Genomic DNA, 23,360 nt, shown 5'->3' with positions numbered 1-23,360 from the left:
AAAATGTAAAAAAGGGTGCTTTTAAGTGCCCCGAAACACATCCATATGAAAAACCAACAGCACTCGTTGTTACTCACCCTGTTTGAAAATTACGGGGGGGTAGTTGTAGAAAAGTGCGAATGACTTCAGCAGCTTCACGTTTACTGCTTAGGTTAGCACTGTAGGTTTTAGCTAGAGGTTCTATCTGGCCGGAGTCTAAAACCAGGCTAACTCGATATCCCAGGCGACTCCGTTGATGCTCACCGACTTCTTTAATCGATGTAAATCGCTCTTCTTCAATTGCAATTGCTTGAATAGCTTGAATAGGATACCTGAGGGTGGGGGATAGGCTATGCCGTTTGAGGGTAAGCATTCCATTTGCTTTGTCAAATTCAAACCACGACCCTGGTTTACGGGCATACAACAAGCTTGCTACCACCACTAGCAACCCAGGCAGATAAGGTTGCCAGGGGATTGGATAACTGATAATGATGGGGGTAAGTTTCGTCTTCTTGATAATGTGGGTCAGTTGTATGGCAATGGCTCCTAGCGGCGACGCGACGAGAACGGCAGGTGATTCAGGATTAGCGATCGCGGTTCGTAAATGAGCGGCTAACGTATCTGCATCATGCCAGGTCGCTGTGAGTGGAATATCAATGGTTGCAAGCTGATTTGAACCGCTAATACGCAGATGGTTGATTGAGTCAGCATGGAACTGGCCAAAAGGTGAGGGGCTAGCTGGAGTTGCAGGTACAAGGGCCACGCTTTCGACAGGATTGACTTCTACTTCCGTATCACTCGGTTCAGTCCCAAAAAACATGACTGTTTTAGCGCGACAGCGTAAACCCCGGGGTGGATATTGCCACCAAGTGTGATCGCATTCTAAAACTGGCGTTTTGGTCAAAGACCAAAGATAAAGGCCTGTCACAAGGAGTAAAACGCTGATAATACTAAGTTCGTTCCGCGTATACAGACGTAGCTTATTGGTAACATTAGTCGTAACGCGCAACTTTAGATTCGTGCTGGTATAGCTTGCCATGTTAATTCATCACAGATCTGCTGGTTCGCTTCCCTATGTATTCCCTCCAGAATAGCTCTTCAGAAATTGAGGATGTTACGGAGGTAACTGTCTTTCCTGCCTTCCCAACTTCAGTAATCAGTCTCTTAACAGCAGCAGGAGTCAAGTACGGGTCAATCTAGTCCTCCAGCACCGCTTCGTCTAGCCGGCTTGTTATACCAAATTAAATTGGAGTAGTTACAGATCAGATAAACTGAGGAATGTAGAGGTGAGAGTCTAATCATGGCTGGTGTCAGCGCAATCGTAATTAAAGAAAGTCTCGAGGAGTTAGGCACCCGCTTGCGAACGGTTGAACAGCCGATAGTTAAAGAACGATTGCAAGTGTTGTACTGGCTCAAACGAGCGCAAGCACCGAGCATCAGCCAGATCGCGGTTGCAATTGGCAGGCATCGAGGCACGGTGCAAAAGTGGTTAGCGCTGTATCGAGCACAAGGATTAGAGGCATTGCTGGTGGTCAAGCCAACGCCAGGAGGAGGCAACCGGATGATTCCAATGTGGGCAGAAGTTGCCTTAGCAAAGCGATTGCAGGAACCGGACAATGGGTTTGACAGCTATGGGGAGGTGCAGCAGTGGCTCTTGGAGAGTTTAGGAATAGAAGCCCAGTATCATGCGGTCTACCAGATGACCCGTTATCGGCTCAAAGCCAAGCTAAAAGTGGCTCGTCCCCAACAACCTCAAGCAGAACCGAGCACAACGAGAGGCATTTAAGCAAACCTTGCAGACGACCTCGATTTGTTGAGCCAATACGCTCGGCAAGTGCGCCAGGATAAACGACCTATTCGCTATTTTGCTGGGGATGAGAGCCGCTTTGGGCTGCATACCATTATCGGGCGTTTGATTACAGCCTTTGGAGTGAAACCCATTGGCTCATGGCAACGGGTGTTCAAAGCATTCTGGCTCTATGGCGCTGTGGAACCTGCCACCGGAGAATCCTTTTTCTGGCAGTTCTCCCATGTCGATACCGAGTGCTACCAATGCTTCTTGGATGAGTTCTCCAAGGCTTACCCCGATAGTCTCAATATCCTGCAAGTGGATAACGGACGGTTCCACAAAGGCAAAGCGTTGATTGTGCCACAGAACATTATCCTGGTGTTCCAACCGCCTTACTGTCCGGAGTTAAATCCAATTGAGAGGCTATGGGAATATCTCAAGGCGGATCTCAAGTGGGTTTCGTTCAAAACGCTTGACCAACTGCAATCCAGAGTAGATCAACTCTTATCCCAGTTAACCCCTCAAGTGATTGCTTCTCTCACGGGCTACCCCTTTATCCTCAATGCACTATCTGTCATTGAAACCATTTAAATTGGTATGAGCCAAAAACTTCAGGTGCCCCCCGGCATTTTCTTCTACCCGCTATTGCCCTATACCCCCCAACTGCAACCCACTGAATGTGTCTGGTCTTTGCTGCGCGAAGCAATCGCTAATCAAGTGTTTGACAATCTTGATGCTTTAGAGGATGTCTTAGTCAAGCGGTGCCAATGGTTGATGCAGCATCCTGTGATAGTTCAAGGCAAAGTGGGCTTTGATTGGATTCAAGCAATTTAATCTGGTCAAAAAGTACTGCCTTCCGCAATTCCGTATAACCCGCTTTAATGACACCATTGCCCACTTGTTTGAGGCACTCCCGGATGCGCCCTTATTTGCCGAGTTGCCAGGAGCAGGTCCCCATTTAGCACCCCGATTACTCGTGGCGTTTGGAGAAGATCGTTCCCGTTTCACTTCTGCACAAGCCTTCATGAGTTATGTGGGGATTGCTCCGGTTAAGGAGGAAAGTGGGAAGAAAAGATGGGTTCACTGGCGCTGGTCTTGTCCGATTTTCTTGAGGCAGACGTTTGTGGAATGGGTCAACCAGGCAAGACGGTTTTCGGCTTGGTCACAGGCGTTCTATGAACAGCAAAAACAAGCGGGCAAAAGTCATCAAAAAGCGATTCGATCGCTGGCTTACAAGTGGGGCAGAATTTTGTGGCGCTGTTGGCAGGACAACACTCCCTATGATGAGGAGAAGTATGTTGCTGCATTGAGACAGAAGCAATCACCGTTAGTCAAACGGTTGGCAATTTAGTCACTCATTTTCCTGACAAATGAAACCAGTTAAACATCAAATAAACAATGGAGAAATCAACAGAAAAAACAACTGCGAGACAAATGTAAAAATCAAGCAAGCCTGAAATAGGTAACTGAATAAATCTGAAGTTGAGAATAAAAACAATTCACTAACCAACTACAGACGATTTTGTTGGGCATCCAAAAGCAAGTAATACACCAAAACTAAAGGTTCAGACTTCTCTATTGACTCCGTCCACCTCAGGGACTATTTTAGACAGCCTCAATGCAAAATCTCCTGACATTTTACTGTCAAGGACTGCCTTTACGAATGAGATCGCTGTAGGCTGGGTTAGTGATAGGTTACTTTGTGGGAAGCAAGCAAGCGAGCTATGTAGGTCTTATACGGAATTGAGTAGGGGAGTATCATTTAGCAAGATGAAAAAGGTACTCTGTCCATGCCTCGACCCCGCACTCAAATTAGCCCTCATCTAGACTACGCAGATCTAACTCAGCGGTATGTTCAGTGCCAAGATGCTGGCGAGAAAAACCGTTGGTTGGTGATTCGATTGCTCAGTCATCCAAAGACTCCGATGAGCATCGAACAAACCGCTGAGATTTGTGGACTCAGTTGTAGTGGAGTGCGGAAAATTGCCCGTCGCTACAACGCCGAGGGTGCGGTCGGACTAGTCAATCGGCAACGCTTGAACCCTGGGGGCAATCGGTTGGCTTTAAGTGATGAACAGCAACGGCTATTGCGGCAACGCTTACAGAGTGCCCCGGATGATGGCGGACTCTGGAGTGGACCGAAAGTTGGGGAGTATATCGAAACCTACTTTGGCATTTGCTTACACCCCTCAACAGCCTGGAAGTATCTACGACGTTTGGGGTTGAGCTTGCAGGTGCCGCGTCCGGTGCATCATCAAAGCGCAACCCTTGAGCAGCAAGCAGAGTTCAAAGCAGGATTAGCAGGTCATGTGGCGTGGTTGCGCTCGTTGTTTCCCAATCGGGAGATTGTAATTTGGGCGGAAGACGAAGCTCGATTAGGCTTGCAACCCATTGTCAGGCGGGTTTGGGCACCCATAGGAGAACGCCCATCAGCGCATCATTCTCGCCGCTATCAATGGGTCTACACCTATGGTTTTGTCCATCCTGCCACTGGAGCGAGCTACTTCCTTTTATTGCCCCGTGCCAATGTCTCCATGATGCAGATGGCGTTAGAGCTATTTGCGGCTCAGGTCAATCCCCATCGTCAGCAGTTGATCATTCTATTGGTTGATCAGGCCGCGTGGCATATGAGCCAAAAACTTCAGGTGCCCCCCGGCATTTTCTTCTACCCGCTATTGCCCTATACCCCCCAACTGCAACCCACTGAATGTGTCTGGTCTTTGCTGCGCGAAGCAATCGCTAATCAAGTGTTTGACAATCTTGATGCTTTAGAGGATGTCTTAGTCAAGCGGTGCCAATGGTTGATGCAGCATCCTGTGATAGTTCAAGGCAAAGTGGGCTTTGATTGGATTCAAGCAATTTAATCTGGTCAAAAAGTACTGCCTTCCGCAATTCCGTATAATACCCGATATTCCGTTTCCACAAATTCGTCATCCTGAGCCATCAAAAGACGTTGATAACTGGCTAGCAGATGGTGCAGGTCGTCTGGATGGATCAGCAGCGTCAGGAGATCGTTGTCCATCCGTCGGATCTCGTCTACGGAATAGCCCAAAACTGCTTCAACTTGTTGATTGCAGTAGATATTGCGTTGCTCAATCAGGTCATACACATACAGAATTGCTAGGGTGGAGTCGGCTATCTGCTCGGTCAACTGCTGCTGCTGCCGCAATGCCGCTTCGGCAGCTTTGCGATCGTCAATCATCATCCAACACCCTACGATTTCCAGCGGCTCTCCCTCAAGGTTGCGGATCAGCCTCAGATCGTCTTGCACCCAACAATAGTGTCCATCGCGATGCCGAAAGCGGTATTCATGGCTGTGGTGTCCTTGCTCAAATAGAGCAGGCAGTCCAGCGAACATCTTCGGTGCATCGTCGGGATGCAAACGCTGAGCCCAAAAGTCTGACCCTCCCAAAAAATCAGACGGGGTGTAGCCAAACATCCTGGACACGTTCTCGCTGATGTAGGTACAGGCAAAATTTCCCCCTGCTTCGCAAGAGTAAACCATGCTAGGGCTGGCAGCGAGGAGGAATTGCATCCGTTCCTGCAATGCTTGATTTTCGAGTTCTGCCTGTTTAAGTGTGGTCAGATCCTGCACATTGATTACCACACCGGAAATCGTGCCATCCAGTTCTACATAAGGCGCATAGGTGGCTTTAGCATAACGCCGCTGACCATCACCATAGTCTTTCCATGACTCCACGGTCTGCTCAGTTGCTCCTGCAAGGCAGTTGTCTAGCAAGGGTTTACAGACCGTCTCAAAAAAATCTTGACCGAGTAAATAGCCGAATGAATGCCCCACGATTTCATCGTAGGCTTTCTGGTGCCAGGTTAAATAGGTCTGGTTAACGACTTGGTAGATATAGTTGCGATCGATTAAAGACACGCAATCTGGGGTGGCAGAAACAATCCGCTCGTAGCTATACAACATCGCTGAGAGTTGCTGCCGCTCTGGCTCAGAAGCGGCGCATACTGCAAACCTTTCACCTTTCCCACTCTTACATTTAGCTGTATCAGGGTAGTTAGCTGGGCTGAGTTTGCTTTGACCTCTCTTCGATAAAGCCAACGAATCTTGAATCGATCTGGAGAGAGACATGATGTACTGTAAGCCCTGATGTTAGTGATTGAGATGGCTGATACTAAGGAGTTTGAACTTGCAAGTGTTAGGGAATCGCTAAAGGGCTCCGTAAACTAGTCCACACGATATACCGCTGTTTCGAGGCACTGATGAGGGTTGGAATCCCTTGTTCAAGCAGCTCGCATCCGTACCGATAAGCCTCCAACCGATCACTTGCAACAAACTGTCTTGCTAGCCGATACAGCTCTTTGCCATAGGTCACTCCATCTTGCATAGACTGATCCATGTAGAACTTGAACGGAGTGATTTGTTGTTCTGGGATCATGTTGGGAGCAGATTCTAGAGCAGGGTTATTTCATTCTAAATAGCTTCTTCAACAACTTCAGCCCATAACCTGCTTTCCGCCTTGCCTGTGCCATATTAGTTTCTCCGGCATCCCGATAGAGGTTGAGGGCTAGATTCCGGGCAGTGGCAAATAGGACAGGTAGTGCGCTGACTCGGATTCTAGAACCATCTTCGCCTTGAGTCACATCTCGCACATGATGGACTTTATTCTCAACGTGCCAGTAATCCCGTATCCGTCGCCCAAACTGTTCGACTGTTTCGTCTAACGAACTGATGTAATAACGGATTTCAGGCTTTTTAATCAAGATATATTGCCCCTTGAGGATGTGCCGATAGCTCTTGACTCGAATAATGCTTCGTAATCCTGACCATTCTTCTGCTCCGGGCAACCCATCCCAGGTCTTCCACAAGCTGACGCTTCGGCGTTCGACTCGACCATGCCCCGTTTCAACGCAATTAATATGGGATTCGGACTGAAATTGTGCCGTAATTGCAGCGTAAAAATTGCCGTGGTTTCCTTTCAATGCGCCGAGATAGTCGTTTTCAGAGTCGATGATTTGCGCAGATATTTTTTTTGAGTGTTCAAAGCGTCGAAAGCAAACACCACTCCGCGTTTTGCCAGTTGCTCTAAGATCGGCGGAATCGCTTTAATTTCATTACTTTTGCAATCCACGGGCTGGGGAGGTAGGATCAGTCCTCGTTCCACGACGTATGCCGTGACTAATTGAATCGCAGGATGAGATTCTGTCGTACTCGCGTTCGTCTCAATCTGGTAAGAACCCCGTAAGACCTTACCATCAAGAGCGATCGTTTCTCCCGCTTTCGGTTCTATTGTGAAGAACTCTGAGATACAAGCTCCGTAGGATTGATAGTCCAGCGTTAATAGCACCCGACGGATCGTACTATAGGATGGTAGTCCATGTTTCGGTGACCCAAACAGGAGAATCAGGGATTCACGGTATTCCTCTAACCAATCTCCCATCGCGATAAATCCGCCACAGCCTGCACTGATCGCTAAGGTAAACAAGGCTAAACAGACGGCATACTGATGACGGCTGCCCGCGCCTCGGCGGGGGTCGGGTAGGTGAGAAAATACTTCTACGATTGCAAGCGTACTCATCACGATCAAAGGGGGGAGAATGGACTTCCATACTCTGGACCCTATGCTCACCTACTGTCTAGAATGAAATAACCCTGGATTCTAGAGCGATGGTAGATGGAATCGTAAGGACTGACATTATGTGCTTTCCCAACTATTGCTGGAACAAATTGGAACAAACGAGTAGGAACTTTGCAGCATAAATAACTCCTAGCGAACTCATGCGGTTATTTCTCCCAATCGTTTTGTCCTTATAAAACTTACTCGTAAAGTAGGAAATGACTTTAGAATTCAATTCAAGGTTTTCCTGAAATTTTATCTATCTTTAGATAGAGTATTGCAACATTTCTACACAAATTCAAGTAATCTTTGATACATTTCTTCAAAGATTACTTGAACTTTATATTTACCGCCTGATCAGCTTTTTGTGACCCTACCGAAAAGACTGAATTTTCACTTGTCGTGTAAAAGCATATGCCAATTAATCTGCTAGAAATTTGTGCAAATCTAAGCAAACAGGGCAAACGATTTACCAACTCAAACACGGATTGCTAGACAATTACCTGTGCCAGCAACTCAAACACCCATCGCTCAAAATGGCCTTTGCGTAAGTCCCACTAAGAAATGGACGATGCCGATTAAAGATTGGCGACCAGCCTTAAATCGGTTTGAGATCACTTACGATGATCGTTTTCTACTACAGTTCCCTACCTTCGAAACAAATTATTTGACATAACCCTGGACTCACTAGATTAAGGCTCTCAAAGCGCCTATTCCGTCTTGGTAGTTTCTATGTAGCTGATTAATAAAATGCATTCAAGCAGACTTTTGGCACAGTCTCTAAGACTTCTAAGGCTTTTTGTTTACTATCCAAATAGCTCTAAGCAGCCAAAACTCGCTAGCGGCTCTCGCGGTGAGAGCCTGCCCCGGAACCCAATGTCACTATGCTCTTTAAACATAATACCTCTTTCGCTATCCTCAGCCTCACAGCGCTGCTCGCGGTTGCGGTTGCGGCGGCTGCTTGGCGCAGGCGTGCTGCCTCCTCTGCCAGCAGACCATTTATTTTATCGTTGCTTTCTATTGCTTTCTATGCCACTGTTGCCGCTCTCGAAGCGGCAGCGATCGCTCTACCCGACAAAATCTTTTGGTCTAAGTTGGAATATGTTGGCTCTGGCTGCGTGGTTACGTTCTTTCTCATCTTTGCTATCCACTTCACGCACAAAAGGCAGTGGCTCACACTCAAAAACACCGTCTTGTTATGGCTACTCCCCAGTCTCAATGTGGTTTTAGTGGCAACCAACGAACAGCATCGGTTGGTTTGGAGTGGCTTTTTGCCATATTCCCAGGGCACAAACCAGATTGTTTACCAGCATGGTCCAGGTTTTTATTGGGTAATGTCCTGCGTTTATCTTTATACACTCACTGGTTCACTGCTACTGGTTAAAGCGATGCAGCAATCCGCGCGACTCCAGCAGCAACAATCCTGGCTGGCGTTAGCAGGAGCGCTCGTCCCGTTGCTCGGTGGTAGCGCATATATGCTCAATCTCACGCCTGCCGGTTTAAACCTCACTCCCATGAGCTTTTTGCTGACAGGTATCATCTATTTCGTCACGCTCTTTCGCTTTCGTCTGTTTGATCTTGTACCAGTGGCACGAGACACGTTGATCGAGAGTATGTCGGATGGTGTCTTAGTACTAGATTTACACAATCGGTTGATTGATATAAATCCAGCTGCCCAGCAGCTCACTGGGATCAGAGTAACTTGCTTGGGGCAACCGCTCAGGCAATTATTCTCAAGCTGGCAAGTGATCGCTCAGCTTTGCGAAGCGTCTGAAACAGTGCAGTGTGAATTGCTCCTTAAGGTGAGCGCAGACTGCTATGTGGAGTTACACGTCATACCTTTACGCGATCGCTGTAAAGGTCTCACTGGGCGCTTGCTTGTCTTGCGCAATGTCACTCAACGGCAACAAGCTGACCTTGAACTACGACAGGCAAACGAACGCCTACAAGCACAGCTGCATGAGATCAAGGCACTCCAAACGCAGCTACGTGAACAGGCGATCCGCGATGCTCTGACGGGCTTATTCAACCGACGTTATTTTGAGGAGACGCTCCCTCGAGAGTTGGCACGCGCGGCTCGGGAAGCTTACCCGGTCGCTGTGATCCTGATGGACATCGATTTTTTCAAGCAAGTTAATGATACCTACGGGCATCAAGGTGGGGATTGCGTCTTACAGGCTTTTGGTAGTTTGCTGCGCGATCACAGCCAACAAGGCGACATCGCGTGTCGTTACGGTGGTGAAGAATTTGTACTGACGCTGCCTGCTATAACGCTGAAGGATGTTTATCAGCGAGCAGAACAGATTCGACGCTCCTTTCAAGCAATGCGCGTGCAGTTTGGTTCTGCAACTATCTGCACGACACTTTCGCTGGGGGTCGGGTTATTCCCTGAACATGGGGACACCAGTCAGTCTCTCATGCAAGTCGTTGATCAAGCCCTCTATATTGCTAAAGCGGCGGGACGAAATTGTGTTAGATGTGTCGAGACAGTGGTCTAAGCCACTGGACGGCTTCCTTGTAGTACTCACTGTTGCGGAGTTTTAGGGGCAAAGGTAGCGTAGCTGCAAGTTTCTTGACAAGTCAAAACCGTAGGTTTTTTCGTAAATGCCCCCGCTGGTCCCATTCCGGAAAATTTGCTGAATCAGCCGGACTCCTGTTGTTGTTTTAGTCAACATTTTGGTACGATTGACTGCACCATCCGGAGAATGCAATGACAGCCCAGGATCGCGATCATCCTTCAGCCTTTCCTTCAGAGGACGCGAAACAGAAACTTGCTCAGTCCTATGCCCAGTTAAAGTTGGCAACGGGAATTGACCGAGCTGTCTGGAGTCGGTACTTCAGAGGAAAACGATCGCCTACGCTACGGCAGTGTCAGCAAGCGGCTGTGGCACTAGAGCTAGATGCGATCGACTTTGTGGCAGCTTTATTAGAACGGGTGGCGGCTCAGTCTTCTCCTGGGGATGCAGATCTAGTTAGGGGGATAGATTAGAACTCTTGCGTGAATCAAGAAGAGAGCGAAAGTTCACAGTTGATGATCGCCGCAATCAGGTTGAAGCGCAACCCGAAGCGCTTGCGTCGATTTCGATACCGTTCAGCGAGAATCCGAAAAATCTTGAGCTTCCGATTCACATGCTCAGCGACCACTCGTAATCGGGCTAGAGTGCGGTTGTGCTGACGCTCGGCTTTGCTCAGTTTGCCTTTACGGGGCTTTTTGGTTGGAGTGCAACTACAGGGATGTAGCTTTGCCATACCCTGATAGCCTCTGTCCGCTAAACACAACTGCTCCGGCAGCATCGGCAGGCGATGGAGCTTGAACAAGCGAAAGTCATGGACTCGCCCTTTGCCAAAGGCTGTGCAGATAATCTGTCCAGTCGCTTGATTGACTACCACTTGAGCTTTTAGGGTATGCCGCTTTTTCTTGCCGCTGTAGTAGCCTCGCTGTTTTTTTGGGGACGCTCAATGGGGCTTTCAGTCACATCCACTGCCACTACGCTCCAAGTACTGGCATTCTGGTAGAGTTGCTTTTTGCCGGGTAGCCGAAACTGGTCTGAATTGGTCAATAATCCTTCCACCTTTTGAATCAATCGACATACGGCTGACTCGCTCATCCCCCACGTGGTGGCGATATGAAACTGTGTCCGGTATTCTCGCCAGTATTCAAGTACGACCAACAATTGGTCTTCTACGCTTAATTTGCACTGTCCACCCCGTTTTCCCCTGCGGTCAAGATCGGGACGCAATATTGCTACCATCTGCTCAAACGTTTCAAGGTGAACCCCACATCGACGTTTGAAAGCTCCGGGTTTAAGTTGGCTAAGTTGCTCGTAGGTCATAATATCCCTCATTAATCACTCTAAGCAGATGAAAAGATAAGTTGGAGGTTTAGCTGATGCACCCGTGGACAGATAAACTGATTCATCTTCTGCGTCAGTTGCTCAAACCCTAACTGAAGGGAAGCAATGGGAAAAACCGTCAACCAGTGTTTAAGCCAATTGAAGCAAACTAAAGGTTGAATAACTAAACGCAAGTTGTTGAGTAAGTTCTTCCAACCGCTCTGGTTATTCCACCACGGGTGCTGCGAAAACCGCTGATGGGCCAGTGGACAGGAGTCGTTGAATGGGTCGGCAAACAAACTGACCATCAAAAACGTACTCATGACCAACTCCCACCACTTCTCAATCTGCTCATAGCGGGTCATACGAAAGTCTGCCCACCCGAGTGCATCTTTGGCTTGTTTGAGACCATACTCAATCCAGGTTCTAAAGCCATAACTGTCACCAATATCTTTGAGTTTGATTGCCGGGGCACAGACCATGACATAGGACGTTGAGTTGTCCGGTAACGTGTCAGGGTCAGTGGTCAACAGCCAGTACTGCTTGCGGTGGCTTTTGCCGTAAATCACCTCAGCCATGTGACGGGTTTCTGTCGTGCCATTACTAAAGGTGCGCTTGAAGGTCTGCCAAGGCTCCTGGTACACCTCCTGGTCTTGCGGTAGCCACAAAGCATGGTTGCTGCGAATCGCCAGGATGTAAGGTAGGTTTAATTCATCTAGCACATCGACAAAGTTGACTTTACTTTCGCCATACAAGCTATCGGCGAGCACCAGTTCAAACTCAAATCCTAGTGCTTGTAATTGTCGAATCATGGTTGCCGCAATTTGCGGTTTACTTTGATACTCTTCTCCCTCTTTGAGTCGTTCTCTGGGTTTATACACCTCAAAACTCAATGGCACAATCATGCCATCGACTAAGCCGTAGGCAGTGACAGCGACAATGCCATTTTCCTTCTTACCGACGTTGCCGATGTATTGCCGTTTGACGTAATCAGTGCTTTTTCCCTTCTTACAATCTCCAGTTTCATCAATCAGTAATATCAATGACCGACCGTTGAGTACCTTGAGGGTCAACTCCAATCGCTTCTGGCGTAACTGTTGCACCTGCCAAGGAGACTCGGTAAGGAAGTGATGTAAGTTTTGCTGATTGTTTAAGCCTACTGCTTTGGCAATGGCAGGTAAGGATTTGCGTTTAATCTCGCTAATCATCCCCAGATGCAGAAGCTTAAAGGCTTCATAGCTGCGCACTTCTGGGAATAAGTCCTCATACAATTGGCAGTATTCATCCACAAAATGTATCGTCGGGCGGGCGGCTCTAGATGCTGGCATGGCAATTGAATCTGGACAAACGTACCTCTATAATAGATAGTCTCTAGTCAGAGTGATTTAAGAGGGATATAGCGCTACGCATGAATGTTGGAACACTGATTGAACGCAGCATCGACACACTCACGAAAGCTATCAAACTCATCCCACCGTTGCCTCATCCAATTCTTAAGCACAAACCACCAATGCTCAATCTGATTGAAGTCAGGAGAGTAGGCAGGCAGATACCAAAGCTCACAGTCAGCCGCTGCTACCCTGTCCTCAATGCTTTGAGAATGGTGAAAACTAGCATTATCGATGACGATGACATCTCCTGGCTGCAGTTGCGGTAATAGACACTCCTCTAACCACACCTCAAACAAATCCCGGTTACACGAGCCGATAAACGTCAGCGGTGCAAAAAGCTTCCCCTGTTTAAGTGCCGCAATCCAACTGACTCTCTCGGTGCGTTTGCCCGACTTGAGGGCATGAAAGCGGTGTCCAATCTCGCAGTAGCCATAGGGATACTCGTCTCGATTATCAACGCCTGCTTCGTCGACATAAACCATCTGAGCCGCTGTCTTGGTCTTCAATCGCGCTTGAAACTCTTGGCGCTTAAGCTCATCTCGCTCTTGATACCCGTACGTCTTTTTTTTCGACTGATTCCCAGCTTTTGCAACGCATCACTGATGTTTTGTTGCGTCACACCCTCTCCCCATAAAGTTGCCATTTGCCCTTGGGTCTTGCCGCCATGCTCTTGCACAAACTCCCTAAACCGTTGCCAATCGGTGATTTTATGTCTACACCCCTGCTGATAGTTGCGTATGGCTCCACACTTCCCGGTTTGGGCTTCTCGTTTGAGCCACTGGTCTAAGGTATTGCGGCTGATATTTAACATCCGGCTGACTTCGGTTTTACGGTCTCCTCGTTTGACTGCTGCAATTGCTTTCTGACGAAGGTCGTCACTGTAGGGGGCTGGCATAAAAGGTCATTGATATTCTTTGCAATCTTAACTATACGTCCTCATAAGATTTCGTAGTGCTATATCCTCCTCCTTGACCTAGTTCTAGCTGCTTACATACATTCACGCAAGAGGTCTAGTATATCGAAACCTACTTTGGCATTTGCTTACACCCCTCAACAGCCTGGAAGTATCTACGACGTTTGGGGTTGAGCTTGCAGGTGCCGCGTCCGGTGCATCATCAAAGCGCAACCCTTGAGCAGCAAGCAGAGTTCAAAGCAGGATTAGCAGGTCATGTGGCGTGGTTGCGCTCGTTGTTTCCCAATCGGGAGATTGTAATTTGGGCGGAAGACGAAGCTCGATTAGGCTTGCAACCCATTGTCAGGCGGGTTTGGGCACCCATAGGAGAACGCCCATCAGCGCATCATTCTCGCCGCTATCAATGGGTCTACACCTATGGTTTTGTCCATCCTGCCACTGGAGCGAGCTACTTCCTTTTATTGCCCCGTGCCAATGTCTCCATGATGCAGATGGCGTTAGAGCTATTTGCGGCTCAGGTCAATCCCCATCGTCAGCAGTTGATCATTCTATTGGTTGATCAGGCCGCGTGGCATATGAGCCAAAAACTTCAGGTGCCCCCCGGCATTTTCTTCTACCCGCTATTGCCCTATACCCTCCAACTGCAACCCACTGAATGTGTCTGGTCTTTGCTGCGCGAAGCAATCGCTAATCAAGTGTTTGACAATCTTGATGCTTTAGAGGATGTCTTAGTCAAGCGGTGCCAATGGTTGATGCAGCATCCTGTGATAGTTCAAGGCAAAGTGGGCTTTGATTGGATTCAAGCAATTTAATCTGGTCAAAAAGTACTGCCTTCCGCAATTCCGTATAACTTTAGTTGGAGCTAGCCTTCCATAGTGAGATGGATTGATTCACCCATCACTTGATTATACAAAAGTGTCAACTCTGAGTGGACGACAAATGAAAGTCCATTGCCTATATTGAATGCATACAAACACAGACAACAACCGAGTTGCAGGTTTAGAGTTTGCTATACACCAATCATACAAAGAAGGTATAGAGATTGCTTGTGATGAATACCTTCCTTCAGAGGTAGCAGTGAATCAAGACCGGGATCGCAGTTCGTTATCCGTCCCACCTTCCATCCAAGATCACAGGCAAGGCTTGCTAGATGCCACCATGGTGCTGGTGCTGTATGGGGACTATCAATGTTCTCAGAGTGCGGACGTTTATAGATTGATTAAAGTCATTCAGCGACAGTTCGATGTTTCTTTGGGAGAGGATTACTTGTGCTTTATCTTTCGACACTTTCCACAGCGCCAAATTCATGCTCAGGCTCAACGTGCGGCTGAAGCGGCGATCGCGGCGGCGGTTCAAGGGCAGTTTTGGCAGATGCATGACATACTATTCAACCATCAACAAGCGTTAGGAAACGGTTACCTGGTGGAATATGCCAATCATTTAGGACTCGATGTTTGCCAATTTTTGCAAGATTTAGCCGGGAAAGTACATGTTGCTCGCATCAATCAAGATATTGAAAGTGGCTTACAGAGTGGAGTAATAAATGCCCCAGCCTTATTTATCAATGGCATTCGGTATAGCGATCTCTGAAACACGGAGCGGTTGATAGCAGCTATAACCACCAAAAGTCATTAAGTCCGCTAGTTTTTAACCCTAATGAATAGCTCAATGAGGATTATTTTATGGCATCCATTCCATTACTGATCGAAGATGAACTTGAGCGCTTAAGCGCTCCCACTCAGATTGATTCCTTTGGTGGTTCTTCTGTGAATCGAGCGTTCATCACTGTTGCACAAGAGGTTGTAGGCTTGCTGAAGCAATCTCATCCTTTTCAGACCGACAGCATTAATCGCACTGAGATGATCATGATTCGGGCGAGCGATCCAGAGTACAGGCAAGTTATGGAAATCGAACCATTAACGGCTCGTGAGCTAGAAGTGTTGCAATTGATTGTGGAGGGACACAATAATCCCACGATCGCTGGCAGGCTACATATCACGATGGGTACGGTGAAGACTCATGTTCGCAATATCTTGAAGAAGCTCTATGTGAGCGATCGCACTCAAGCCGCGATTCGGGCACTCCGCTCTGGTCTGGTTCGCTAGATCGAGCCATTCCATTAGCTCAACAAAAAAGCTAGTGACTGGAAAAAATAGTCTCTTGACACAGGCAAAAGATACAACCATTGACTTCCACAGAAGGAGCGCCAATTGTGCCCACTCAAAATACAAACAAAATCACTCAAGTCGATCGCAGCCAGCCTTTGCTACATCAATATGGACATGAAATTCAACAGTACGGTACTCTACTCAATCTGTCGATCACCCTCAACCCTAGTGTCCGCAGCGAAAGTTGTGCGTTAGTCAATCAAATTTTGGCAGATACCATCATTCTCTACCACCTCTACAAAAAACATCACTGGCTGATGCGTGGACACACATTTTATCAACTGCACTTGCTATTCGACAAACACGCCAGTGAGCAGCTTGAGTTAATCGATGCACTGGGCGAACGAGTTCAAACGCTGGGCGGTGTGGCGATCGCTGACCCACGTCATGTCGCAGAAGTCACCAAAATTCAGCGTCCTCCCAATGGTGTAGAAGCAGTGCCCGTAATGCTGTCACGGTTGCTAGAAGCACACGAATTGATTATTGGAGATTTGAGAGTGGCGATCGATAAAACGGCAGCCAATCAAGATAGCGGTACGAATGATTTGTTGGTGAGCCAAGCGCTGCGAACGAATGAGCTACAGGTTTGGTTTCTGGCAGAACATTTTGTGGATACACCACTGGTAAGCAGTTAACTTGAGTCATTCAGAGGCTGCATTAGTTGCTGATTAAGTTTCATATTCTCTAGCTTCTAAACCCAACCTTTCTATAAAGACAGAGAGTAAAGTCATGTACCAAATTTCATTCCCTAATCATGATCGAGTGCATTCTACTGTGTCTCGCAAGCACAATCGTAACCGGGGTGTCATGCTGTCAGACCTAGGGTGGCAGAAATTGACTTAGGCAAGTGCTCTCCATGCTCAATGGGGCAATCGTTACACGTATGAAAATTGAGTGAGTGATCGCTCACTCAACGAGCGCACCATCAGCCGCATTCTCAGTTGCGAAGTAAGAGTAGACAAGCGAACACTGAAAATCTTCTTTGCAGCGTTTGATTTACAGCTTGATAGGGATGACTATATGACCGCTGAATTTCATCCCGTTGGTCAACCCATCACAAACCTTTCACTCTATCTAAACTCAACCGTTCATACCGTTGAGACAACTTTATCCTATCAGGAACTCATTGAACTCTATCAACGGTTGATGCAGGATTTGAGGCACCTTTCTCATTTACTTAATTTGGGCGAGGTGAATGAAAGTCTTCAATTGCAAGCAACAGAATTCAATTAGCCATAGTTGTTTAACTATTTAGCGATCGCTGGGCGTTGCGAAGTCAGTCTAGGCAAAGATATTCAAGCGGTGTTAGCCACACTGCAAAATTGATTCAGAAGTTTTATGAGGAATTAAAACTTTCTGAGGCACCTGAAAATAATATGCCTAAACCTGAAATGTATCCACTTTTAAGTCATCTATTTTACCAAGGAGAACTGTGATGAAAAGCCAGATTGTTGCAACAATTACCGCATTTAGACTTAGCTCTTCGATTCCTATAGCACTCTTATTTGGAGTTGCTTCATTAGCTCTCTCTATTGATTCGCGTGCAAATGCAGTTGAGTTATTTGAGTTTCTGCCTAACCAAACTATCTCTCAATTAACTGGTATGGAAAGAGCCGATTTAGAAAAACCGACTAGAGCAGCAAGTGATTTCAATACTCAGCTAGCCAGTCCTATTTCCAGCCAGCCAGGACAACCTAAATCTCGATTAGATACTCGTAAAGATGACCAAGTGAAGGTAGAGGATGCTCCAGAAGGTTGCCGTGCTTATTTTCCTCCAAGCGGTTCAGTCAGTCTTTTTGACTATCAACAAGGCATAAAGTTATGTAAGTACGGTCGGTAAATCTGAGATTGACGTTTGATGTCCAGTGATTACAGAAAGAGCTACAGGTGGCACTAGCACCAGAGGTTGCAAGTGTGCAGCAAGTAAGTTTGCTTAATGACACAAATTTGTTCTGATGTCAGAGTGCCATCAATTTTCGTTATTTCTGCCTACATTCATCCATTACACAGAACCCAGAAGGAGGATGCCATGACTCAATATGACTATATTGTGATTGGTGCAGGTTCGGCAGGCTGCGTGGTCGTCAACCGTTTGACCGAAGATAGTGACACAACCGTGTTACTTCTCGAAGCAGGTAACCCGGATACGAAACCGGAGATTTACATCCCATCGGCTTTCTTGAGCCTATTGGGTTCCGAGGTCGATTGGGCATACTTCTCTGAGCCGGAACCGTACTTGAACGATCGCAAAATGTTTTGTCCGCGTGGCAAAGTTTTGGGAGGCAGCAGTTCGATTAATTTCATGATGTATGTTCGAGGCAATCATCACGATTATGACCATTGGCAAGCATTGGGAAATCTCGGCTGGAGTTATCAGGATGTCTTACCCTATTTCAAGAAGTCAGAGCACCAGCAACGAGGAACCTCTGAATATCACAGCATTGATGGTGAATTGAGCGTCACCGATATCAAGCCTTCTGCTGTCGTGTCTCAACGCTTTATCGATGCTTGTGTCGCAAGGGGTTATGACTATAATCCTGATTTTAACGGGGCACAGCAGAAAGGGGTGGGACCTTATCAGCTAACGGTCAAGGATGGTAGGCGACATAGTGCGGCGGCGGCTTTTCTCCTACCCATTCTGCAACGTCCCAATTTGACTGTGACGACAGGCGCGTTAGTGACTCGATTACTGTTTGAAGGTACTCGCACCGTTGGAGTGGAATATCTGCACGAGGGCACGCTCCAGCAAGTGCGAGTCAACCAGGAAGTGATTTTAAGCGCGGGTGCGTTTGATTCACCGAAACTATTGCTGCTATCCGGTATTGGGAATGCAGATTATCTGCAAGCAATGGGAATTTCAGTGGTCGCTGATTTGCCGGGCGTGGGTCAAAATTTGCAAGATCACCTGCTTGTCTCTGTGGTGTATGCGGCCACCCAAGCCGTACATCCGACTATCACCAGTAATGGGGTCGAAGCCGGATTGTTTTTGCATAGTGAGGGAGATCGGGAGGTTGCGCCCGATTTACAGTTCTTTTTCGGTCCCATTCAGTTCTTACCGCCTGGTTATGCCTCAGCGGAGTTTGGCTTTACGGGTGCCGTCTCTTTAACCCGTCTCCAAAACGTGGGCAATGTTGAATTGAGATCGCTTGACCCCAACGATGCACCGATGTTTCGGATGAACTATCTACAGAGTGAAGTCGATGTGCAAAAGCTGGTAGCGGCGCTGAAATTAATGCGTCTATTGCTTCAGAGCAAAGGGTTTGACGAGTTTCGCGGCAAGGAAATTGCTCCGGGTGCTGAGGTTCAAAGTGATGAGGCACTCGAAGCTTACGTCCGAGACGCTTGTAGCACAGTGTATCACCCTGTCGGCACCTGCAAAATGGGCACTGACAACATGGCGGTGGTAGACCCGGAACTGCGAGTCCGTGGGATTGAAGGGTTGCGGGTCGTGGATGCTTCCATCATGCCAACCATCACCACTGGCAATACAAACGCACCCACGATCATGATTGGCGAAAAGGCGGCGGACTTCATTAAGGCCAGTCGTACTCGACAAACTCTGATGACTCAGTACAACATCAAGAATCCAGCGCACTCAATTTATTTGGGAATGGGCGATCGCGAGTGGTAAAAGTTCATCTGTTGATGAGAAGAATCTGCACTTAACACTTGACATCCATCAAAGAGCACATGATGACACAGATTAAGACACCTTTTGGTCAGCATTCCACCGCTGCTGAGGCCGTCAAGGGCATTGATCTTTCTGGCAAACGGGCGATCGTCACTGGAGCAGCATCCGGCATTGGGGTAGAAACGGCGCGGGCACTGGCTAGTACAGGAGCTGAGGTGACACTGGCTGTGCGTAACACCGAGGCAGGAGCGCAGGTTGCGGCTGACATCACGGCTATCACCGGAAACCAGAACATTTATGTTGCCTCGCTTGACCTCAGCGATCGCAGATCGATCGCCACATTCGTTGCCGCATGGGATAAACCATTGCACATTCTCGTCAACAACGCTGGGGTGATGGCGTTGCCCGAACAATACACGCCCGAAGGCTGGGAGATGCAGTTTGCCACCAACCACCTCGGACACTTTGCACTAGCACTCGGACTCCACGACGCACTGGCTGCGGCTGGTGCGGCACGGCTCGTCTCCGTTAGTTCTAGCGGACACATGCTCTCGCCCGTTGTTTTCGACGATATCCACTTCGCGTTTTGTCGTTACGATCCGTGGCTGGCATACGGGCAATCCAAAACCGCCAATATTCTCTTTGCGGTTGGTGCTACTACCCGCTGGTTCAAGGATGGTATTACGGCTAATGCTTTAATGCCTGGCGCGATCGCGACTAACCTTCAGCGTTATGTTGGTGGTATCCAGACCCCACCAGAACGGCAGAAGACACCGGAACAGGGTGCTGCTACCTCAGTGCTGCTGGCAACGACCCCGTTGCTGAAGGGCATCGACGGTCGCTACTTTGAGGACTGCAATGAAGCCGCAATCGTACCTCGGCGAACCGAAGACTACAGCGGCGTTGCGCCCTATGCCCTTGACCCAGATAACGCCGATCGACTCTGGGAGGTATCGTTTTCAAGTTGAACCTCAAGGAAGGAGTCCTTTCCCTCTTTTACCCGAAAGATTTAGAGCAGTGCCGCCGCTGATAAACCGATGGGGCAACTGTTGAGAAGAGGGCATTGCGCTTGATCGCATCGGCTAGGGCAATCATCTTTTCGCCACCTAACAACATCAACAAACACAAAGGAGATTACGACATGAATATGCTCATCCGCAGGAACGGCATCCGCCTACTTTTGATCGCCGCACTTTCCCTGGGAATCATCCTGATCACTTCCCTGGGAGCCATCATGAACCCTGCAAACGCCCAAGACAACAAGCCCACCGTCGTCCTCGTCCACGGCGCGTTTGCCGAGTCCGCCAGTTGGGACGGTGTATTGACCAAACTGATCACAAAAGGGTATCCGACGATCGCCGTCGCCAACCCTCTGCGCGGAGTCAAGAGTGACGCGGACTATGTTGCCAGCATTCTCAAGGATATCAAGGGTCCAATCGTGCTGGTCGGGCACTCCTATGGAGGCTCAGTGATTACCAATGCAGTTAATGGCAACCAGAACGTGAAGGCACTGGTCTACGTTGCTGGCTTTGCCCCTGAGACGGGTGAGACTGCCGTCGCTCTCTCCGGTCGTTACCCAGGCAGCACGCTCGGACTGACACTCGCGCCGCCGATCGCCCTGCCCGATGGTGGAAAAGACCTCTACATCCAGCAGTCCAAGTTCCACGCGCAGTTTGCTGCGGATGTGCCCGTTGCAGATGCGAAGCTGATGGCTAGTACCCAGCGACCAGCCACGGACGCTGCACTGAATGAGGCATCTGGCGCACCGGCATGGAAGTCCACCCCGTCCTGGTTCATTTATGGCGATCGCGACTTGAACATTCCAGCAGCGGTGCACGCTTTCATGGCGAAGCGCGCTGGATCAAAGGAGACGATCGCCGTGAAGGGCGCGTCCCATGTGGTGATGATTTCCCATCCGGATGCCGTTGCCAGGCTCATCGAGCACGCTGCGGCTGCGAAATAGAATCGGGGCAAATGATGACACTTCTCTGGGAAGAATTGTTCTGCCTGCTCACTTGACCTGTTGTCTTTAAACAGGAGAATCACAATCATGACTATTGGAGAGAATACGCTATGAGTCTTGCTATCAATCTTTTCTCGCCGCTTCAACTGGGTTGCTATACACTGCCGAATCGGGTTGTTATGGCACCGATGTCCCGCAACCGTGCTGGCGAAGGCAACGTGCCTACTGCGTTAAATGCAACTTACTACGCTCAACGCGCCTCAGCGGGACTGCTGATTACCGAGGCAACCCAGGTAACGCCTTATGGACAGGGCTATCCAGCCACTCCAGGTATCCATTCACCTGAGCAAGTTAAGGGTTGGCAACGGGTGACAGAGGCGGTGCATACCCGTGGTGGACGCATTTTCTTGCAGCTTCAGCATGTGGGACGGATTTCGCATCCATCGCTACAGCCTAACGGAGTGTTGCCAGTTGCACCCAGCGCGATCGCACCTGAAGAGGGAGAAGCTGCAACTTATGAGGGTTCCAAGCCCTATGTCACACCGCGTGCCCTGGAAACAGATGAACTTCCAGGCATTGTTGAAGCCTATCGCCAGGGTGCTGAGAACGCTCTAGCCGCTGGGTTCGATGGGGTTGAAGTTCACGGCGCGAATGGTTATCTACTTGATCAGTTTTTGCGTGATGGCACCAACAAGCGCACCGATGCTTACGGTGGCAGCGTTGAAAACCGTGCTCGGTTGCTGTTGGAAGTGACCGAAGCGATCGTTGGGGTATGGGGAGCTGATCGTGTGGGTGTCCGGCTGTCGCCCAGCAACACCTTCAACAGCATGACTGACTCTGACTCCAAAGCGACGTTTGGTTACACCATTAATGCACTCAATCGCTTTGGGCTAGCGTACTTGCATTTGATTGAACCCAGTGAAGCCGATGAACGACATGGGGGTACGCTCACTCCTACGGTTTATTTTCGCCCATTCTTTAAGGGTCTCCTGATGACGAACGGGGGCTACGATCGCGACAAAGCCAACGCTGCGATCGCTCGTGGCGATGCCGATCTAGTCTCCTTTGGCACTCTCTTCCTTGCCAACCCCGACTTACCAGAACGTTTTCAATCAGATACCGCACTCAATGCACCCGATCCATCAACCTTTTACGGTGGCGATGAGAGAGGTTACATCGATTACCCGGCGCTTGAGCTTCAGGTGCGCTAGGTTTATCAGTACTTTTGGGGACGATGATTATGGATTTGAAATTAATAGGGAAAACAGCATTAGTCAGCGGCTCTACAGGCGGCATCGGCTTTGCGATCGCGCAATCGCTTGCCCAAGAGGGAGCCTCAGTGATCATCAATGGACGCTCAGAGGAACGAGTAAAGCAAGCGATCAACAAGATCAACGGACTCGCTCCAAAGATTAAACTCTCAGGTATTGCAGTTGACTTGTCTACTCGTGAAGGTGCTGAACAACTCTTTCAGCAAGTGCCCACTGTAGATATTTTGGTGAATAATCTGGGCTTTTACGAGCCAAAAGCATTTAGTGATATCTCAGACGATGATTGGCTCAAAATTTTTGAAGCAAATGTTTTGAGCGGTGTTCGCCTCAGTCGTCAGTATTTGCCTGCCATGCTAACGCAAGACTGGGGACGCATTATCTTTATCTCTAGCGAATCTGCCGTCCAAATCCCGGTGGAAATGATCCACTACGGCATGACCAAAACAGCCCAAATTGCGATCGCCCGTGGTCTGGCTGAAATGACGGTTGGTACAGGTGTAACGGTCAATTCCGTGCTGCCTGGACCCACTCGCTCGGAAGGAGTCGGCGATTTTGTCGAAAAAATGGCAAGCGATCGCGGTGTTGAGGTTGCTCAGGTCGAAAAAGAGTTTTTTGAGTCCGTGCGTCCTTCCTCGCTGCTCAAGCGTTTTGCCACGTCCGAAGAGGTCGCCGCCTTAGTGACCTATGTGTCCAGCCCGCTCTCATCCGCCACAAATGGGGCAGCACTGCGGGTGGATGGCGGTGTAGTCAGATCAATTCTCTAGTTTTTCATTCACCTAAGCACAGCTATCGCAACTCTGGGCATTGGAAGATCAATCATCAAACGAGACAGGCTTTCCAGGC

General features: G+C 48.6%; 21 protein-coding genes and 3 pseudogenes. 18 read left to right on the top strand and 6 right to left on the bottom strand.

Annotation, left to right across the window (positions count from 1 at the left end; translation table 11 throughout):
• Positions 1-73: 73 nt before the first annotated feature.
• On the bottom strand, positions 74-883 hold the full coding sequence (locus JOY44_RS23045) for a hypothetical protein (RefSeq protein WP_207211203.1): 810 nt from the start codon (positions 881-883) through the stop codon (positions 74-76).
• Between the two features lie 396 nt (positions 884-1,279).
• On the opposite strand from JOY44_RS23045, the gene JOY44_RS23040 reads away from it, so the two are divergent.
• From JOY44_RS23040 to JOY44_RS23020, 5 genes and pseudogenes are all read left to right on the top strand, one after another.
• A complete protein-coding gene (locus JOY44_RS23040; RefSeq protein ID WP_171571905.1) occupies positions 1,280-1,765 on the top strand; it encodes a helix-turn-helix domain-containing protein in 486 nt (161 codons plus the stop codon).
• A gap of 27 nt (positions 1,766-1,792) precedes the next feature.
• Positions 1,793-2,359, top strand: coding sequence for an IS630 family transposase (locus JOY44_RS23035; RefSeq protein ID WP_171571904.1), 567 nt, complete (start codon positions 1,793-1,795; stop codon positions 2,357-2,359).
• Positions 2,360-2,368: 9 nt separating this feature from the next.
• Positions 2,369-2,602 (top strand): annotated as a pseudogene (locus JOY44_RS23030) (IS630 family transposase); the annotation flags it as partial.
• Positions 2,580-3,119, top strand: coding sequence for a transposase (locus JOY44_RS23025; protein WP_197985699.1), 540 nt, complete (start codon positions 2,580-2,582; stop codon positions 3,117-3,119). The pseudogene JOY44_RS23030 and the gene JOY44_RS23025, both read left to right, overlap by 23 nt.
• 439 nt (positions 3,120-3,558) lie before the next feature.
• Positions 3,559-4,632: an IS630 family transposase gene (locus JOY44_RS23020; RefSeq protein ID WP_171574415.1), complete on the top strand. Its 1,074-nt coding sequence runs from the start codon at positions 3,559-3,561 to the stop codon at positions 4,630-4,632.
• A gap of 5 nt (positions 4,633-4,637) precedes the next feature.
• On the opposite strand, the gene JOY44_RS23015 is transcribed toward JOY44_RS23020, so the two are convergent.
• A complete protein-coding gene (locus JOY44_RS23015; protein ID WP_171575738.1) occupies positions 4,638-5,861 on the bottom strand; it encodes a PAS domain-containing protein in 1,224 nt (407 codons plus the stop codon).
• Between the two features lie 332 nt (positions 5,862-6,193).
• Positions 6,194-7,308, bottom strand: a pseudogene (locus tag JOY44_RS31640) (ISAs1 family transposase).
• Between the two features lie 923 nt (positions 7,309-8,231).
• Between JOY44_RS31640 and JOY44_RS23000 the strand changes: the two are divergent.
• Positions 8,232-9,845: a histidine kinase N-terminal 7TM domain-containing protein gene (locus JOY44_RS23000; protein ID WP_171575737.1), complete on the top strand. Its 1,614-nt coding sequence runs from the start codon at positions 8,232-8,234 to the stop codon at positions 9,843-9,845.
• A 212-nt stretch (positions 9,846-10,057) separates the two neighbouring features.
• The gene (locus JOY44_RS22995; RefSeq protein ID WP_171575736.1) at positions 10,058-10,336 is read left to right on the top strand and encodes a helix-turn-helix domain-containing protein; all 279 of its coding nucleotides are present in this window, start codon (positions 10,058-10,060) and stop codon (positions 10,334-10,336) included.
• Positions 10,337-10,350: 14 nt separating this feature from the next.
• On the opposite strand, the gene JOY44_RS22990 is transcribed toward JOY44_RS22995, so the two are convergent.
• The 3 genes from JOY44_RS22990 to JOY44_RS22980 form a co-directional block, all read right to left on the bottom strand.
• A protein-coding gene (locus tag JOY44_RS22990) for an IS5 family transposase (protein WP_415881121.1) occupies positions 10,351-11,180 on the bottom strand; the annotation gives its coding sequence in 2 pieces (ribosomal slippage) (positions 10,351-10,790 and positions 10,790-11,180; 831 coding nt in all).
• Positions 11,181-11,200: 20 nt separating this feature from the next.
• A complete protein-coding gene (locus JOY44_RS22985) occupies positions 11,201-12,508 on the bottom strand; it encodes an IS701 family transposase (RefSeq protein ID WP_171573592.1) in 1,308 nt (435 codons plus the stop codon).
• 74 nt (positions 12,509-12,582) lie between these two features.
• Positions 12,583-13,466, bottom strand: a protein-coding gene (locus tag JOY44_RS22980; protein ID WP_197985220.1) for an IS630 family transposase whose coding sequence is annotated in 2 segments (ribosomal slippage) — positions 12,583-13,137 and positions 13,140-13,466 — 882 coding nt in all. Because the reading frame shifts where the segments join, the coding sequence is not laid out codon by codon here.
• A 122-nt stretch (positions 13,467-13,588) separates the two neighbouring features.
• Between JOY44_RS22980 and JOY44_RS22975 the strand changes: the two are divergent.
• The 11 genes and pseudogenes from JOY44_RS22975 to JOY44_RS22925 form a co-directional block, all read left to right on the top strand.
• Positions 13,589-14,296, top strand: a pseudogene (locus JOY44_RS22975) (IS630 family transposase); the annotation flags it as partial.
• 265 nt (positions 14,297-14,561) lie between these two features.
• The gene (locus JOY44_RS22970) at positions 14,562-15,074 is read left to right on the top strand and encodes a DsbA family protein (protein WP_171576214.1); all 513 of its coding nucleotides are present in this window, start codon (positions 14,562-14,564) and stop codon (positions 15,072-15,074) included.
• A gap of 92 nt (positions 15,075-15,166) precedes the next feature.
• Positions 15,167-15,589 carry a response regulator transcription factor gene (locus JOY44_RS32655; protein ID WP_171575735.1) on the top strand — a complete coding sequence of 141 codons (423 nt, stop codon included), beginning with the start codon at positions 15,167-15,169 and terminating at the stop codon, positions 15,587-15,589.
• Between the two features lie 107 nt (positions 15,590-15,696).
• The gene (locus tag JOY44_RS22960) at positions 15,697-16,287 is read left to right on the top strand and encodes a Dps family protein (RefSeq protein ID WP_171576213.1); all 591 of its coding nucleotides are present in this window, start codon (positions 15,697-15,699) and stop codon (positions 16,285-16,287) included.
• A gap of 259 nt (positions 16,288-16,546) precedes the next feature.
• Complete coding sequence (locus JOY44_RS22955) at positions 16,547-16,885, top strand: hypothetical protein (protein WP_171575734.1); 339 nt, start codon at positions 16,547-16,549, stop codon at positions 16,883-16,885.
• A gap of 202 nt (positions 16,886-17,087) precedes the next feature.
• Complete coding sequence (locus tag JOY44_RS22950) at positions 17,088-17,492, top strand: hypothetical protein (protein WP_171575733.1); 405 nt, start codon at positions 17,088-17,090, stop codon at positions 17,490-17,492.
• Between the two features lie 189 nt (positions 17,493-17,681).
• On the top strand, positions 17,682-19,283 hold the full coding sequence (locus JOY44_RS22945) for a GMC family oxidoreductase (RefSeq protein ID WP_171576212.1): 1,602 nt from the start codon (positions 17,682-17,684) through the stop codon (positions 19,281-19,283).
• A 59-nt stretch (positions 19,284-19,342) separates the two neighbouring features.
• A complete protein-coding gene (locus JOY44_RS22940; RefSeq protein WP_197985695.1) occupies positions 19,343-20,251 on the top strand; it encodes an SDR family NAD(P)-dependent oxidoreductase in 909 nt (302 codons plus the stop codon).
• Positions 20,252-20,352: 101 nt separating this feature from the next.
• Positions 20,353-21,246: an alpha/beta fold hydrolase gene (locus JOY44_RS22935; protein ID WP_207211202.1), complete on the top strand. Its 894-nt coding sequence runs from the start codon at positions 20,353-20,355 to the stop codon at positions 21,244-21,246.
• A gap of 110 nt (positions 21,247-21,356) precedes the next feature.
• The gene (locus JOY44_RS22930; protein ID WP_171575731.1) at positions 21,357-22,457 is read left to right on the top strand and encodes an alkene reductase; all 1,101 of its coding nucleotides are present in this window, start codon (positions 21,357-21,359) and stop codon (positions 22,455-22,457) included.
• 29 nt (positions 22,458-22,486) lie between these two features.
• On the top strand, positions 22,487-23,281 hold the full coding sequence (locus tag JOY44_RS22925) for an SDR family NAD(P)-dependent oxidoreductase (RefSeq protein ID WP_171575730.1): 795 nt from the start codon (positions 22,487-22,489) through the stop codon (positions 23,279-23,281).
• The last annotated feature ends 79 nt before the right edge of the window (positions 23,282-23,360 follow it).

The organism is Leptolyngbya sp. Cla-17 (assembly GCF_016807185.1).
Taxonomy (GTDB): Bacteria; Cyanobacteriota; Cyanobacteriia; order Leptolyngbyales; family Leptolyngbyaceae; genus ULC077BIN1.
This window is presented reverse-complemented; position numbering and strand designations above follow the sequence as displayed.